This window comes from Collinsella aerofaciens (assembly GCF_015548375.1).
Classification (GTDB): Bacteria; Actinomycetota; Coriobacteriia; order Coriobacteriales; family Coriobacteriaceae; genus Collinsella; species Collinsella aerofaciens_AB.
Genome location: NZ_JADMWW010000011.1, coordinates 17558 through 33545 on the forward strand (window position 1 = coordinate 17558; position 15988 = coordinate 33545).

Genomic DNA, 15988 nt, shown 5'->3' on the forward strand with positions numbered 1-15988 from the left:
TTCCGCACGAGCTTCTCTGACATTTCCGCCCATTACCACGTGGAGGTCCCCGTCACGGAGATCGCCTACGCATACGACTACATCAATTCCCGGCATGCCCCTCGCAGGCAGGCCACGCTGAACGACGGGTCCGCGGCCCGGCAGGAAGAATGACGCGCCTCGGCACAGGCCATGCCGAAACGCGTCACGCAAGCAAAGGAAGGAAGCCAACATCACATGAGCATCATCGCAGCACGCATCGACAACCGCCTGCTACACGGCATAGTGGCAACCCAGTGGGTACCCGAGTTCCGTCCGCAGCGTCTCATGGTCATCGATGACATCGTCGCCAACGACCCGACCAAGAAGGCTGCCATGCGGATGGCAAAGCCCTCGGGAGTCGCCCTCTCCATTATCAACAAGGAGACGGCTCTCGCGAACTATCGGGCGGGCAAGTACGACGACCACACGGTCTTCATCGTGGCGCGAGACCCCCAGACCATCCTCGACGTCATACAGACGGGCCAGGTTGTTCCCACACTCGTGGTCGGAGGCACAGTCTTTCCCGAAGAGGGGTCAGACGCCGTCCAGGTGAGCAGTCGCGCCTACGTCACCAAAGACGAGCTGCCCGCATATCGAGCGATTGCTGGCACCGGCTGCGATATCACCGTTCGCTATGTGCCGGCCGACAAGCCCGTAGAGCTCTCCAGCATCATCACGCTTTAGCAAGGGAGTGAACTTATGACACCATCCATCATCCAGATAGCCGTCGTTACACTCATCGCCTTCATCTACGGAGCCGAGAAGAACGCGGGACAAATTCTCACGAACATGTCCGTCACGCCAGCATGGTTCGTCGGACTTGCGCTCGGCGACCCCGTAACCGGCCTCGCCGTCGGCGCCATCGTCCAACTCATGAGCCTGGGCGTGGCGGCCATGGGAGGAGCCTCCGTCCCCGACTATCCCACTGCCGCCATCATTGGCGCCGTCGTTGCCATCACCTCGGGTCAGGAGGCGAGCGTCGGCGTTGCCGCCGGAATCGCAGTCGGCATGCTCGGCCTTCAGCTCGACGTCATCGCCAAGACGGCAAACGGCTTCCTCGGGCGTGCCTCGCAGCGCTTTGCCGAAGAGGGCAAGTACTCGCAGATGAAGAGCGTACTTTTCCTCGGTCCGGTCTTCTATGGCCTTACGGCGGCCATCCCCACGTTTGCCGTACTGCTCTTTGGCGCCGATGCCGTCAACGCTTTCCTCTCCGTCATGCCCTCCTGGTTCACGACCGGCCTCTCCATCGCCGCCGGTATCCTCCCCGTCGTCGGCCTTGCGATGCTTCTGTCCTTCATGCCAATGAAGAAGTTCATCGCCTACGCCATCGTTGGCTTCGTTCTGGCCGCCTACCTGCAGATAAGCATTCTCCCCATCGCCCTGCTCGGTGCCGCCGCGGCCATCGAGTACTACAAGTCGCACAGCAATCCGTCCGTAAACGCCCTCGACGCTGGAGGTCTGGAAGATGAGTAACGAAGTTAACGCCACCAAGGCAAACGAAGCGCCAACCTGCCTGGCAGACGGAACGTACCAGCCAGTCCTCACCGTTTCCGATCTCGACCGTTGCGGCCGCCGCTGGATGCTCGGCGCGTCCATCTATAACTATGAGTCCCAGTGTGCCCCGGCGGTCATGTTCGCAACCGAACCCGCCCTGCGCAAGATCTATGCAGGAGACGAGGAGGGCTACCGCAGGTCACTTCTGAGCACCTATCGCTATTACAATGCGACTCCCCAGGTAAGCGGCCTGCTCCTCGGCGCCGGCCTAGCCTTGGAGGACAAGGGGCACAATGACGCCATCGACGCGGTCCAAGACCTTAAGATTGGCCTCATGGGCTCCCTCTCAGGAGTCGGCGACACGATCTTCGCCATCCTCATTCCCACCATCTTCGGCTCCATCGCCGCCTACATGGGACAGGCGGGAAACCCCGTCGGCGTGCTTCTCTGGCTTGCCGTCGCCATCGCCATCTTCGTATGGAAGCTCTTTGACTGGCGCATAGGCTATAAGTTCGGCGACAAGCTCTTCACGACCCTTGCCGAGAAGATGTCCGTTTTCACCGAGTCGACGTCGGCACTTGGCATGATGGTCGTCGGTGCGCTCATCCCCACCGTCATCAAGGTCTCGTGTGGTCTCACGTTCACCATGGGTGAAGTTACGCTCGACGTCCAGACGGGCATCCTCGACCAAATCATGGTCGGCATGCTGCCCGTAATAGCCACAGCCATCGTCTACGCCCTCGTCAAGCGCAAGGTCAGCATCAACAAGATTGTCCTCGGCATCCTCATCATCTCGTGGGTGTGCGCGGCTTTCGGCATTCTTGCTGCCTAGCCTAGGGCTAGACCAACCCACAAAGGACGCATTATGAGGCACATCATCATTGCATCGCACTACGGCCTGGCAGCCGGACTCGGAGACACGCTCAAGGCCATCATAGGACCGGGGCACGACATCAGGGTTGTCTGCGCGTTTACAGACGAAACCCCGCTCGAGGAGAAGCTCGCCAGCGCATTCGAGGGCATCGCCGAAGATGACGAGACCCTCGTTCTCACCGACATCCTTCAGGGCAGCGTAAACCAGCTCGTAGCCTGCTCGGCTCCGCGAGGCGCGTTCATAGTGACCGGCGTAAACCTTCCCGTGGCCCTCGAGCTCTCGCTCCACGCCGGACAGCTTACTCCCGATGTGGTGAGGCATGTCGTCACCCAAGCCAAAGAGCAGCTCGTCTACCTCGGAGATCTGACTCCGGACGTTGACGAAGAAGACGAATAGGAAAGACGCGACAGTAAGGAGGACGAGACATGCGCAAAGTCCCGACCAATAACCAGCACCTGTTCTACCAACCGAAGGACGTGTGGGTGGGAGACGTCATGCCCTTCGGCAAGGACGGCACGTTCTATCTATACCACCAGCGTGACACGCGCGACCCCGCTCCGCTTGCCGAAGGACAGCCCTTTGGGTGGTCGCTCGCGACCACCCAGGACTTCGTGACGTACCAGGAACACGGAACGGCGATCCCCCACGGCGGAGAAGACGACCAAGACCAGTTCATCTACGCCGGAACCGTCTACGAGGCAAAAGGGGAGGTACGCGCTTTCTATACCGGGTTCAACCGCAACTACCTGCGAGAAGGCAAAACGTCCCAGGTGCTCATGCAGGCGAAGGCCTGCTCGGATGATTATGCGACGTGGAAAAAGACGGGTGTTGCAGCAGAGCTCACGCCTCAGCCAGGATACGATGGGCGCAACTGGCGCGACCCTTTCGTAATATGGGATGACGACCGGAAGGAATACCTCCTCGTACTGGGCACGCGTAAGGGAGACGACCCCTCCAAAACCCTCCAAACTGGCAGGCTCGTTCACTTTACGTCGAAGGACCTCGAGCACTGGCAGTTCAAGGGCGACTTTTGGGCCCCCGGCCTCTACACCATGTTCGAAATGCCAGACATTTTCAAAATTGGCGATTGGTGGTACCTGGTCTACTCTGAGTACAGCGACGAGAACAAGATCGTCTACCGCATGAGCCGCGATCTCTACGGTCCGTGGGAGAAGCCGAGAGATGACGCCTTCGACGGGAGGGCGTATTACGCCGGACGGACCGCCTTCGACGGATCGCGCAGGATTCTGTCCGGCTGGGTCCCCACGCGCGAGAACGACGATGACCGGGCCAACTGGCTTTGGGGTGGCTCGTTTATGCCCCATGAGGTGTACCAGCGCCCCAATGGCACCCTCGGCGTTCGCCCTCCCCAAAGCATAAGGGATGCGTTCGAGTGCCCTGATGCCGTCCCGGATATCGAGCTTCGCGGAGACCACGAACGAACGGAGTGCGTAATCACCGAAAACGCAGGCGAGATCTTCTGCTTCGAGGCAGACGTGACGTTCAGGGACGCTTGCGGCTTCTCAATTCGAGCCTACAAGAATCTCGAGACCGACGAGTCGTACGAATACCGCTTCGACCTCGACGCGAATCGGCTCTCGTTCGACAAGAGTCCCTGTTACAAGTGGTTCCGCGTAATGGATAAGGGGCTTTGGAGGCCAGTCTGGCTCGAGTCCGGGCGTTCTTACCACCTGCAGCTCATCGTTGACGACAACATCCTCGTCCTCTACCTCGACGGTACCGCACTCACGACACGCGTCTGCGAGAAGTTCGGCCACTCGCTTGCTGTTACGGTAACGAATGGCGAACTCAAACTGTCCAACATAGCCTTGGCGAAGGGGCTGCGCGAACAGGAAAAGTAAGCCAGTGAACCTCGTCGCCACAGCGACTCCCCCAGCAAAACATGCGAACAACGGGTCCGGCCGCATTTCGGCGACCGGACCCGTCCTGCGCCCTGATGGCACATGGCCCCAGGCTGCCGACAGCAAGGCGGCCTTAGGGGCCTCGCTTACAGGTTGCGGAGCGCGTCGACGAGGGGGCCTTGTCCTCGGCGACTCGTTGGCCTGCTTGATGACCTTCGCGGACACGCCGGTCACCACGGCACCGGCCGGCACGTCCTCCACGCATACGGCACCGGTGGCCACCGTGGCGCCCTTGCCCACGCGAACATGCGCATGATGTTGGGGTGGGCGGCCAGACGCTCCACGTTGGCCGCGCTGATGCTGCAGCCGGTGCGCCCGGGGATGTTGTAGATGATGCAGGGGATGTCCACCGCGCTGGCCGTGTGAACGAGGCACTGGTAGATGTCCTCCTCGTTGGACTTGTTGCAGTACGGCGAGATGATGAGCGGGGCGTCGGCGTTCAGCTTCTAGTACGTGAGGCTCTTGCGCGCCTGCGTGGCCGTGCAGTTGGAGCCCGAACCGGCGATGGCCGGCACGTGCCCGGCCACGTGCTCCACGACTAACTTGACGACCTCGTTGTTTTCCTCGTCGGTCATCGTGGCTGACTTGCCGGTGGTGCCCAGTGTGAGGATGGCGTCGGTGCCGCTCTCGATCTGGAGTTCGAGCAGCATCTCGAGCTGGGCAAAGTTGACGGAGCCGTCCTCGTCGAATGGCGTGACGAGCGCGATTATGGAACCCTCGAGCTTGCGGACGTCCATGGTTTCCTGCCTTTCCGAGCCGTCCGGGCGCGGGGCGTCCGCGCCAGCGGCAGAGTCGGTTCGAGCGATGTAGCCAGAGACGGAGCAAACGGCGAGGCGCTCGGCGGACAGCGCCGTTGCCGCTCGCTGTGTCGAGCGCAAGTGTCGAGAAGTCGCCATATGTCACTACAGATGTATCATGGAGTGCCGAAGTGCACGCGCCCGTGACGGAACGCGGGCGCCAACCCGTCCCGAGCACCACCCCGCCCGTAAGGTGTGGGACGAAAGGAGGACCAGCCGCATGAACATCCCCGAGACACAGAAAGACCTGCTTGCCTACCTCGATCGCATCACGCGCGAGCTTGGCAGCACGCGGGGCGGGCGCATCCAGAACCGTCTCGACCACTTCACCACGGCATCTATAACCGACTCGCTCGCCATCTCGCGCAGCCTGGCAAGTCAGTATCTCAACGAGCTCGTGCGCGCTGGCCTCGTGGTGAAAGCAGGGGCGCGACCGGTGTGCTACTTCCACCGCCGCTCCCTCGAACGCTTCTTCCAGTCTCGCATTGAGCGTAGCACCTACCCTTCGGTCGAGCAGCTCTTCGCCACGCTCGGAAACGGCGAGCGACTCGACTTTGACCGCGCAATCGGTCACGAGCTGAGCCTTGCGCCCTGCATCAGCCAGCTCTGCGCCGCGCTCAAGTACCCGCCAGCTGGCCTGCCCATCCTGCTCTGTGGCGCTTCGGGAACCGGCAAGGGTCTACTCGCCGAACTGCCCTCGAATACGGCAAGAACGTCGGCGTCCTGCAGCAGGAAGCCAAGCTTGTGAGCATCGACTGCTCGCATTACGCAGACGATGCCCGCGCGCTCACTCACGATCTGTGCGCAGATGGCGGGCCTGCAGATCGGGCGAGCGGCGGCATCGTTTATCTCAAGGACGTCGACACCCTCTCACCCGCTGCCCAGGACGCGCTCTTGGAGTGGGCCTCCGCACAGGCGGGCGCCATTGTGCCAGCCCCTGCTGCGCGCCTTATCTTTGCCACCTCAAACGAGGCAGACAGTACCGAGTGCCGCAGCCTCACGCGTCGCATCCCCATGTCCGCCCAGGTGCCGTCTCTGCGCGAGCGCACCCAGGAGGAGCGTGAGGAACTGACTCTCCACTTCCTCAAGGAGGAGGGCCGACGCATAGGACGCGACATCCTCATAAGTCGCGGAGCCTTCCGAGCCCTCGCCGGCACCAACTTCGAGGAGAACGTACGCGGCCTACGCGACTGCATCACCAACTGTTGCGCCGAGGCCTATCTAGACACGAAGGGTGACAGCCTGGAGATTCGCACCTACCAGCTTCCCTCCGCAATCCTTGCCGGCTCCGCACTTGAGCGCAGCGAGAACGATATGCAGCTCATCGACACCACCCGGAGCATCCAAAGCCAGGCGGACGACCGCGCACGGCATGTACTCGACGCCATGCTGGAGCCATACGAGAGCTATCGCGAAGGCACGCTTGATGGGAGCGCGTGCAGCGCTCAGCTGGTGGAGCGAGCCCGCGACCTTGAGGACTACCTGGCGTTCGGGCAAAACCCGGGCCGCTCGAAGTCCGACGCATACGAGCAGATCGCCGACAGCGTCGTCACTTCCGTGAACGAACTCTACTCGATCGATTTGTCCCGAAAGAGCTCGCATCTAATCGCCCAGGGCATCTGCCTCCAGCTGTGGCCGCCCGCAAACCTCTCGCGTTGGAAGAGCTCCCATGCAAGCGAGCTTTCCGGCATGCGCGGCGTCGTGGCCCAGCGCAACCGCTTTGCCGTTACTGTCTGCGCCTGCATCGCTGATGAACTCAAGGCTACGCTCGGCATCGCGCTCGACGATCTCACGTGTCTGCTCGTCCTTGCGCATGCGGCACTCGCACTCGACCCGTCTAAGCGTCGTCGGAGCGTCGGTATCGTCCTCAGTCATGGCTACTCGACCGCCACGAGCATCGCCGACGCTGCCAATCGGATTCTTGACACGAGGGTCTTCGAGGCCATCGATATGCCCTACGACCAGAAGGTTACGGACGTCGCTGCTCCTCTTCAGCAAATCATCGACCGCTTCTCCTACGCAGACGAGGTCGTCATCCTCGTGGACATGGGATCGCTCCAGGATATTTATAAGAGTCTGGAATCCACCTCCGGCATGACACTCGGCATCATCAACAACGCCTCTACCGGCCTTGCGGTGGAGGTTGGCGCCGGACTTATCGCGGGTCGCTCCGTGCGAGAGGTTCTCGACGATGCTGCGGCAGCTTGCACCTGTAATTATCACATCGTGGCGCGCAACGCCCGACCGGACGCGATTGTCTTCTGCTCCGAAGGCGGACTTGACGCAGCTGCGCGGATCCGCGATCTCGTGGCGCAGAGCCTGCCTGGCGAGTCCCCCGCGCGGCTTGTCGCCGTTGACTGGCGGCAGCTCGCCAATAACGGGTCTGAGGATGCCGCCTTCTCCCAGTACAACGTGCGCTCGGTCATCGGCACGGACAATCCGCACGCCGACGGAGTCCCGTTCATTTCGCTCGAGGAACTCATCGCCGGCGAAGGAACGGCCCAGATAGACCGCGCCTTCGCACGCTTGCTCGACGCTGACGGCTTGCGCACGTTCCACCAGAATCTCGTCAAGAACATGACCCTCAGGAACGTGGTCGAGTCCATCACAATCCTTAACCCCAACAAGCTCTTCGGCGAAATCGAGAGTGCCGCGGAGCGGCTCCAGCAGCTCACCGGAGACGTGATTGGCGCTCGTGTGAGCATGGGGCTCTACGTGCACCTGTGTTGTCTCGTGGAGCGCCTCGTGACCAGAAGCCCCATCGAGAACTACGCAGACGAGCAGCGCTTCGCCAATGAACACAACGATTTCGTCGAGGCATGCCGCACGAGCTTCTCTGACATTTCCGCCCATTACCACGTGGAGGTCCCCGTCACGGAGATCGCCTACGCATACGACTACATCAATTCCCGGCATACCCCGCGCAGGCAGGCCACGCTGAACGATGGGCCCGTGGCCCAGCAGGACGAGTGACGCGCCTCGCAAGCAAAGGAAGGAAGCCAACATCACATGAGCATCATCGCCGCATGTATCGACAACCGCCTGCTACACGGCATAGTGGCAACCCAGCGGATACTGGAGCGAACGGCGAGCCGCTCGTCGGCCGGGAAGCAGTCAAAGGTGGCAAAGTAGTCGCGCGGCTCCTCGGCGCAGCGGATGAGCTGGCCCGACCCGTCCGGACGCATCAGCACCTCGGCACGCTTGAGCCGGCCGTTGTAGTTGTAGCCCACCGAGAACCCGTGCGCGCCCGCATCGTGGATGACGAGCAAGTCGCCCTCCTCCACTTCGGGCGGGCGCCGGTCGATAGCGAGCTTGTCGTTGTTCTCGCACAGCGACCCCACCACGCCGTAGGTGTGCTCGGCAGCACCGCTATGCGGAACGCCCCGCGATCTCGACCGAGAGCACGTCGGAGAACGGGATGTCTAATTGCTGGGGCCTGTCAGCTTGGGGCCTGCCGCCGCGGGTGTAGCCGGACTGCATGCGTTCGGCGCTGCTAGGCACGATGTCGGGCATCGCCGCGGGCAAGACGGCGGGTCTCACCGTGTTCGCCAAGCGCGAGGAGCGTTTTGGTTTTTCGCAAGCAAATGCGGACGAAATCATCGACCAGATTCCCGATCTGCTCAAACATGCAGGGCCCCTATGTGTTTAACCTCATTTTTCCGTGTGCGGTAGAATGGAGTAGTTGAGATCGCGAACGCCTTAAAGGGAGAGTTTTTGTGGATACGCATCTGGATGGGGGCTCTTCCGCCCCGCTGTATCAACAGGTGCTCGATTTGCTCAAGAGCGATATCGAACAGGGGACATATCCCGTTGACTCGCAGATTCCAACGGAACTTGAGCTTTCTAAGATGTACGGCGTGGGAAGGGTCACGGTTCGTCGCGCAATAGAGGAGCTTGTGGGCGAGGGGTATCTCACCAAGCGGCAGGGGCGTGGTACGTTTGTGACCGCGACAAAGATAATTCGCAAGGTGCATCAGAAGGACGATGTTCAGAGTTTTACCCAAGCATGCGCTGAAAACGGCATGAAGGCGGGCGCTCGCGTCGTTGCCCGCAAGACCGTTGCCGCCGATCGCGACCTCGCTTCTTTCTTTGGCTTGGATGAAGGCTCTGACCTCATCTTGGTCTCACGCGTGCGTACCGCAGACGGCGTGCCGGTCCTGTTCGAGAACAACTACTATCCTGTTGACGGATTCGAATTTCTCAAAGATATCGGTCTCTCCAATTGCTCGATATTCGAGGCCGTGGGGGAGCGTACGGGTAGGTATCCCTGTTCATCCGATCCCTGCAGGCTAGAGATCGCCCGTGCGGGAATTGATACCGCCCGCGAGCTCAAGGTCCCAGTAGGGGAGCCGCTATTCTTCATGAACGCGGGCTTTCTCGATTCCAACGGAGAGCGCTTAGTACTACGTGGGTTCGCGCTACAGCTTCGATATCTAGCGGCTCTGTCTCGCGCAGCGCTGTTCTCGCCATCGCCGCAACAGGTCCGTTTAGCGCGTAAAAGTTACCACTTATAGAACAACCTAATATGTTTCTTGACCGGCAATAGGACAACCTAAGATGTTTGCTTATACGTGAGGGTTTTTTGGCAAGCATCGTTGCTCTGACAGGAGGTTAAGAATGTCGGATGCCAAACAGGAGAAGCCCAAGCGCAGATTCCATCTCCAGCTTCCCCATGTGTACACCATCGCGTTCATGCTGATTGTGTTCTTCGCGGTGCTCACATGGATCGTCCCATCGGGTCAGTTCGACCGTCAGACCATTCAGACGGCCGCGGGCGAGCGAGAAGTCGCCGTAGCCGGAACGTACCAAGAAGTCGACAAGGTCTACACCGATTCGGAGACGGGGGAGACCGTCGATCTGCGACAGGGCATCGATGCCGTCCTGCAGGCTCCCGCCAAGGGCATCCAGGCTGCGGCCGATGTCGTCGCGTTCGTCCTGCTGATCGGCGGATCGTTCGCCATCGTCACCAAGACCAACGCCCTAAACGCCGGTATGAGCCGCGTGATCAAGAAGTTGAAGAACAAGGACATCTTGATCATCCCCATCTCCATGGTCCTGCTCTCGATCTGCGGCACCACGTTCGGCATGTCCGAGGAGGCGCTGCCGTTCTACGCGATCTTCATCCCCATCATGCTGAGCATCGGGTATGACTCCATGACCGCATTCATCATCTGCTTCCTCGGCCCCAACCTTGGTTACTGCGCATCCACTATCGATCCTTTCAACGTGCTGATCGCCCAGGGCGTTATCGGCATCGAGGGAAATCCCCAGCTTTGGCTCCGCGCCATCCTGTGGGCCATCTTCACCGCCGCGGGCATTTTCTGGGCCATGCGCTACGCGCGCCGCGTCAAGCTCGATCCCAAGTCCTCCATCACCTATGAGGACGATAAGCAGAAGCGCATCGAGTTCTCTGTCACCGACGCCTCTATCGAAGAGGAGTTCACGCTTCGCCACGAGCTCGTCCTCATTGATTTCGCGGTCGGCATGGGCGTTATCGTGTGGGGCCTCGTTACCCAGGGCTGGTATATGGACGAGATCTCTATGGTGTTCCTGGCCATGGGCCTTCTTGCCGGCATACTCGGCGGCTTGGACGAGAAGACCATTGCGGAGGAGTTCGTCCGCGGAATCGCCGACTTCGCCTACGCAGCCTGCATCATCGGTATCGCCCGCGGCATCCTGGTCGTTGCAGAGGGCGGAATGATCATCGACTCTATTCTTAACTGGCTCGTCGGACTCCTTGCGGGCGCTCCGTCCTTCATCTATACCACCTTCATGTACATCGTCCTCGGCCTGCTTTCGCTGCTGGTTCCTTCCAGCTCCGGCCTCGCTGCACTCACCATGCCAGTCATGGGCCCGCTGACCGAGCTTATGGGTCTCAATCCCGAGGCTGCCGTCACCGCTCTGCAGTTCGCGAACCAGACCATCAACACCATCAGCCCCGTTGCGGGCATGACCGTCGCGGGTCTCGCCGTAGCGAAGATCTCCTTCGGGCAATGGTGGAAGACCATCTGGAAGTTCTTTATCTTCATGGTCCTGTTCGGATTGGTCGCGACTACGATCTCCGGCCTACTGCCGATGTAGGAGGTGCCCGGTGTTTGATCGTTCGCTAGTATTGCTGTCCCGCAGCATCTTTACCGGCCTTTCCGATGAACCGATCGACGGATATGTTTCGATTCGCGGTAATCGCATCGAATCCGTGGGCGCCTCTGATCGGGCTGCCGAATATACTGCGCATGCGGACGAGGTTCGCGACCTTGGCTCCAGAACCGTCATGGCAGGCCTTGTCGACGTGCACACGTTCTTTACCGGCTGGGTGCTCCGTCGCATCGGCGCCGATCTTATCGATGCGACCTCGGCAGATGATGTTTTCACCGCGATGTCGAATTGGAAGGAGGAGCGGCCCCAGGCCCCTATGGCGTTGGGCATGAACCTTCCGGAGACCCTTATGGGTGACGACTTGGTTGATATGTTGGACGAGAAGTTCTCATCCACGCCTGCCGTCGCCTTTACTGCCGGCGCGGAGACCTGCGTGCTCAACTCCGCCGCATCTGCGCGCTATGGTTTTACGCCCGAGGCTTGCTATGCCGAGATGATTTGGCACCTTATGCGCGATTATCTACCTCTTCAGGAAGTCCGCGATGCGTATGGCGACTACATGACCATGCTTAACTCCCGTGGCGTCACCGCCATCAAGGAGATGTGCTTTGACGATTATTACGGATTTGCGGACGAGATGTATCGCCGCGAGCAGGAAGGCGAACTTACGGTTAGGGTCGACATGATGAGCCAGCCCGTCGGGCATGGAGCCGACCTTGATTACGCCTGCTCGGCGCGCGACCGCTTCCAAGGAGACTTCGTCAGGTTCTCCGGCTTCAATCGCATGACCGATCGCGGCGTGTGGTGCGGCCTGGCCGAGATGATCGATCCCTACGAGGAGGGGGCCGATGCGGGTGCCGGCGGAAAGACCGTGGTCGAGGAGCCCGAATGGGACCTCATCTCTCGCGAGCTGTCCGAGATCGATGCCCAGGGATTCCGCTACTCCCTGCATTGCCAGGGGGATGGGGCCGTTCGCAAGACGATCGACCTGTATGAGCGGCTACCGCGTGATGAGTCGGGAAGGCTCGCTCGCAGGCATTCGATTACGGACCTTGAGAACTCCGATCCAGCTGACCTGGCGCGCATGGGCGCCATCGGCGGTATCTGCGAGGTCTATCCCCAGATCCTTACTCTTGATAAGCGCGAGGATTGCCTTTCGACCATGCGTCGCCAGATAGGAGAGAAGAGGCTCTCCCGCAGCTGGAACCGTCGCGCCATGGTGGATGGCGGATGTGTGCTGTGCTGCGGAACCGATCTTCCCCTCCTTATCCCGCATCTAGGAGATTCGATCTACAGCGCCTGCGGAGGGTACTTCGCCGACGGTTTGGACGTCAACCCGCAGAATACCGTTAGCGTTGCCGAGCTGCTGCGGGCATGGACTGCCGGGGGTTCCTACGATCTGGTTCGCGAGAACGATTTCGGCACCCTCGAGGCGGGCAAGCTCGCGGACATCTGCGTTTTGGACCGCGATGTGTTTGCGGTGGACCCCAAAGATGCCAGAGACATCCAGGTCTCGCTCACGCTGAGCGATGGTCGGGTCGTGTACGAAGATTGCTAGGAGAGGAGATGCCCAGCATGGATTTAAACGCTTCCGCGCCCCGCCTGCGTCGCGAGCAGGTCGCCGGCATGAACATTCACTACATCATGTGGTCGCTCGATTATTTCCTTGATGTTCAGCAGCGCCTTGGCTTCAAAACCATCGAGCTTTGGGCGGCCGAGCCGCACGTGACGCTGGACCACACGGGGTATTTCGAGGCCGACAAGCTTCGCCGCAAGATCGAGTCCCGCGGACTCTCCGGGAGCTCCCTGTGCCCGGAGAACGTGGTGTATCCGTGGCAGTACGCTGCCAGAAAGCCCCTCCACGCGCAGCGGAGCCTCGCTTACTTCAAGCACGGCATCGAGCTCGCCGAGGTGCTCGGCGCCCCGTATATGTCCATCAACTCCGGTTGGGGCGATTGGGACGAGGACCGCGAGGAAGCTTGGAAGCGCTCTGCCGAGCACTTGGCGATTCTTGCGGACTATGCCGGCGAGCACGGCGTGACCCTCTGCATGGAGAGCCTGAGGCCGGAAGAGAGCAACTTGGTGGTTACACTCGCGGATGCCAGGCGCATGCTTGACCAAGTAGCCAACCCGCACCTTACTCCAATGGTGGACACTACTGCTATGGGAGTCGCCGGCGAGAGCCTTGAAGAGTGGTTTGCCGAGTTTGGCGATGGTGCCATAAGGAACATGCACTTCATTGATGGCGACCCATACGGCCATCTGGTTTGGGGCGATGGAAAGCACAGCATGGACGATTTCGTGCGTGTCCTCAACGCGCATGGGTTCGAGGGCTATCTTGGCCAGGAGATCACCGATGGAAGGTATTTCGATGATCCCGCAGCAGCGGACCGGCGCAACATGGACGCCTTCGAGAGGTATTTTGTCGACTAGCGCGTAGCTCCCATTCGCGTGGGGCAGTCAACACGCTTGACGAGAAGACTTGCAGTAAACGTTGGCGGATTCGTCCGCCGTATCGAAAGGAAGAATAACAATGAACGCACATGATCTCATCGCCGACGCAATCGCCGAAAAGGGCGGTTTCGATAGCGTCTTCTGGGTTGCCTGCGGCGGCTCCCTCATCGACCTGCTGCCCGCCCATGAGCTGCTTAAGCGCGAGGCGACTACGTTTGCCAGTGAGGCGTATACCGCCCGCGAGTTCGATATCATGCGTCCCAAGCGCCTGGGCGAAAAGTCCCTTGTTATCGCTTGCAGCCACTCCGGCAACACTCCCGAGGTAATCGATGCGTGCTCGATCGCCAAGGCGGCGGGCGCAACCGTTATCGCACAGACCGACAACGCCGGCTCCGGCATCGATAACGGTGAGTGGACGTGCTGGGTATATCCGTGGGGCGAGGGAGTTCCGCAGGCGGAGGTACCCGCCGGCATCTCTTTGGCTCTCGCTGCCGAGCTCTTGGATCAGCAGGAAGGTTATGCTGACCTTGCCGATATGTACGAAGGCATCGCCAAGATGGACCGGATCCTGCCTGCGGCTCGCGAGAAGGTCAACGCCGAACTTTGCGACCGTTTCGCTGCCCTGTGCCAGGACCACAAGTTCCTGTATATCTTGGGATCCGGTCCCGTGTTTAGCCAGACCTATGGCTTCGCTATCTGCTCGCTTATGGAGATGCAGTGGCAGAGCTGCGCCTATATCCACTCCGGCGAGTACTTCCACGGCCCCTTCGAGGTGACCGAGCCCGGAGTCTTCTACTTCCTGCAGATGTCTTCCAGTGAGTGCCGAGCCATGGATGAGCGCGCCCTCGCATTCCTCGAGACCCATACCGACACTCTTATGGTGCTCGACGCCATGGAGTACGGCATGGACCAAGTACCGGCAAGCGTTCGCGCGTTCCTTGATCCAATCCTGTTCTACGCGATGAACTGTGAGCTGCGCTCCGCTCGCGGCAAGGTGTTCGACCATCACCCGGACGTGCGTCGTTACATGGGCATCGAGAAGTACTAGCGATTTTAGAACGGGGCGCGAAGCGCGTTGAGACGTGCGAATCCTCGCGCCTCTTCTGCTCGCCGTAGCCACGGCGGTTTACCTGAATGGAGATAACCATGGCAGCCTATCCTATAAGCGTGCTCGGCTTTGGAGACAACGTTGTCGATAAGTACGAGCATATCAAGACTATGTATCCCGGCGGCAACGCAGTCAACTTCGCCGTCTTCGCCAAGAAGCTCGGTGTCGATCGCAGCGCCTACATGGGAATCTTCGGATCAGATGAGGAGGCCGAGCACGTTATAGCATCGCTTGAGGACGAGGGCGTCGAGCTTCTTCGCTGCCAGCAGGTCCTGGGCGTCAACGGCGCCGCTCGCGTGACCGTTGACAAGACCGGGGACCGTATCTTCCTGGGCTCCAATGAAGGCGGCATACGTGGCGACATGCGCTACGTGATAGACCGCTTCGCCGCCGAGTACGTCAGCGGCTTCGATTTGGTGCACAGCGGCAACTACTGCTTCACCGAGCGCGAGCTCCCCAAGATCAAGGCTGCCGGTGTGCCTATCAGCTTCGACTTCTCCGATGACTCCACCGACGAGTACTTCGAGCAGATTGCGCCATTTGTGACGTACGCCTTTATGTCCATGGGCGACGCTTCCCTGGAGGATATCAAGGCGAAGCTCGAGTGGGTGAAGGCCCTTGGCCCTCAAATCGTATGCGCGTCGCGCGGGAGCAAGGGTTCCGTCGCCTATGACGGCGAAAACTTCTACGAGCAGGGCATCAAGCCCGTGGCGCCCGAGGAGCTCAAAGACGCTATGGCGGCCGGCGATTCACTGCTGACGGCGTTTTTGGTCACCTATCTTTCCAAGAAGAAGGCCGGCGAGTGCGGCGAGGCCGCAATTCGCGAGAGCTTGGACTTCGCTGCCGGTTTTGCGGCGCAGACCTGCAAGATCGAGGGCAGTTGGGGCCACCCGCTGGTCTACGAGAACTAGTTTTTTGTCGTGGCGGGGTGTCTTGGGGCGCCCCGCATTGCGTTGGGAGTCAAGATGTCCGTTCGTGCCTGCGCGGCAGGATTTTGCTGTGCCGATGTCTACCAGAATCTGGATCCCCTGGGTTGCATCCAAGGGGGCCTCTCAGGAGCGCTTCGAGGGGTGCTTCTTGAGTATATGAAGGCAAAAGGGATATGCAATCTTCATATACGGCCTTCTTTTAGAGGGCGTTGTCCTTACTCTTTCATCTCCTTGCTTCTGGACATTTTGTCTATAGGCAAGAGTCCATGGTCGAGACCATGGTGAAGTTCTGC

General features: G+C 60.3%; 14 protein-coding genes and 2 pseudogenes. 13 read left to right on the forward strand and 3 right to left on the reverse strand.

The window, feature by feature from the left end:
• Positions 1-216 precede the first annotated feature (216 nt).
• Genes I1969_RS05995 through I1969_RS06015 form a run of 5 tightly spaced genes read left to right on the forward strand, consistent with a single transcriptional unit; the run spans position 217 to position 4251 of the window.
• Positions 217-705 carry a PTS system mannose/fructose/N-acetylgalactosamine-transporter subunit IIB gene (locus I1969_RS05995; RefSeq protein ID WP_195233841.1) on the forward strand — a complete coding sequence of 163 codons (489 nt, stop codon included), beginning with the start codon at positions 217-219 and terminating at the stop codon, positions 703-705.
• Between the two features lie 15 nt (positions 706-720).
• Positions 721-1494 carry a PTS mannose/fructose/sorbose/N-acetylgalactosamine transporter subunit IIC gene (locus I1969_RS06000; RefSeq protein ID WP_195233843.1) on the forward strand — a complete coding sequence of 258 codons (774 nt, stop codon included), beginning with the start codon at positions 721-723 and terminating at the stop codon, positions 1492-1494.
• Positions 1487-2347, forward strand: a complete 861-nt coding sequence (locus tag I1969_RS06005) for a PTS system mannose/fructose/sorbose family transporter subunit IID (RefSeq protein WP_195233845.1) — start codon at positions 1487-1489, stop codon at positions 2345-2347. The genes I1969_RS06000 and I1969_RS06005 overlap by 8 nt, the downstream gene beginning before the upstream one ends.
• Before the next feature lie 33 nt (positions 2348-2380).
• Complete coding sequence (locus I1969_RS06010; RefSeq protein WP_118080241.1) at positions 2381-2785, forward strand: PTS sugar transporter subunit IIA; 405 nt, start codon at positions 2381-2383, stop codon at positions 2783-2785.
• 29 nt (positions 2786-2814) lie between these two features.
• Entirely contained in the window at positions 2815-4251 is a 1437-nt protein-coding gene (locus I1969_RS06015) for a family 43 glycosylhydrolase (protein ID WP_195233847.1), read from the forward strand.
• 230 nt (positions 4252-4481) lie between these two features.
• Here I1969_RS06015 and I1969_RS06020 read toward each other — a convergent pair.
• Positions 4482-5207: pseudogene (locus I1969_RS06020) on the reverse strand (dihydrodipicolinate synthase family protein).
• Between the two features lie 121 nt (positions 5208-5328).
• On the opposite strand from I1969_RS06020, the gene I1969_RS06025 reads away from it, so the two are divergent.
• On the forward strand, positions 5329-5856 hold the full coding sequence (locus tag I1969_RS06025) for a hypothetical protein (RefSeq protein ID WP_195233849.1): 528 nt from the start codon (positions 5329-5331) through the stop codon (positions 5854-5856).
• The gene (locus tag I1969_RS11250; RefSeq protein ID WP_195233857.1) at positions 5853-8081 is read left to right on the forward strand and encodes a PTS sugar transporter subunit IIA domain-containing protein; all 2229 of its coding nucleotides are present in this window, start codon (positions 5853-5855) and stop codon (positions 8079-8081) included. The genes I1969_RS06025 and I1969_RS11250 overlap by 4 nt, the downstream gene beginning before the upstream one ends.
• Before the next feature lie 32 nt (positions 8082-8113).
• Here I1969_RS11250 and I1969_RS06035 read toward each other — a convergent pair.
• Both I1969_RS06035 and I1969_RS11170 read right to left on the reverse strand, forming a co-directional pair.
• A pseudogene (locus tag I1969_RS06035) lies at positions 8114-8461 on the reverse strand (hypothetical protein); the annotation flags it as partial.
• Positions 8462-8601: 140 nt separating this feature from the next.
• A complete protein-coding gene (locus tag I1969_RS11170) occupies positions 8602-8736 on the reverse strand; it encodes a hypothetical protein (protein WP_267471224.1) in 135 nt (44 codons plus the stop codon).
• Positions 8737-8824: 88 nt separating this feature from the next.
• Between I1969_RS11170 and I1969_RS06040 the strand changes: the two genes are divergently transcribed.
• The 6 genes from I1969_RS06040 to I1969_RS06065 all read left to right on the forward strand — a co-directional run bounded on the left by I1969_RS06040 (position 8825) and on the right by I1969_RS06065 (position 15677).
• Complete coding sequence (locus I1969_RS06040) at positions 8825-9622, forward strand: GntR family transcriptional regulator (protein ID WP_271748019.1); 798 nt, start codon at positions 8825-8827, stop codon at positions 9620-9622.
• Between the two features lie 103 nt (positions 9623-9725).
• Complete coding sequence (locus I1969_RS06045) at positions 9726-11189, forward strand: YfcC family protein (protein WP_195233861.1); 1464 nt, start codon at positions 9726-9728, stop codon at positions 11187-11189.
• Positions 11190-11199: 10 nt separating this feature from the next.
• On the forward strand, positions 11200-12762 hold the full coding sequence (locus tag I1969_RS06050; RefSeq protein WP_195233863.1) for an amidohydrolase: 1563 nt from the start codon (positions 11200-11202) through the stop codon (positions 12760-12762).
• 17 nt (positions 12763-12779) lie between these two features.
• Positions 12780-13637, forward strand: coding sequence for a sugar phosphate isomerase/epimerase family protein (locus I1969_RS06055; protein ID WP_195233865.1), 858 nt, complete (start codon positions 12780-12782; stop codon positions 13635-13637).
• Between the two features lie 100 nt (positions 13638-13737).
• Complete coding sequence (locus I1969_RS06060; RefSeq protein WP_195233868.1) at positions 13738-14706, forward strand: SIS domain-containing protein; 969 nt, start codon at positions 13738-13740, stop codon at positions 14704-14706.
• 98 nt (positions 14707-14804) lie between these two features.
• Positions 14805-15677, forward strand: coding sequence for a PfkB family carbohydrate kinase (locus I1969_RS06065; RefSeq protein WP_195233870.1), 873 nt, complete (start codon positions 14805-14807; stop codon positions 15675-15677).
• Positions 15678-15988: the final 311 nt, after the last annotated feature.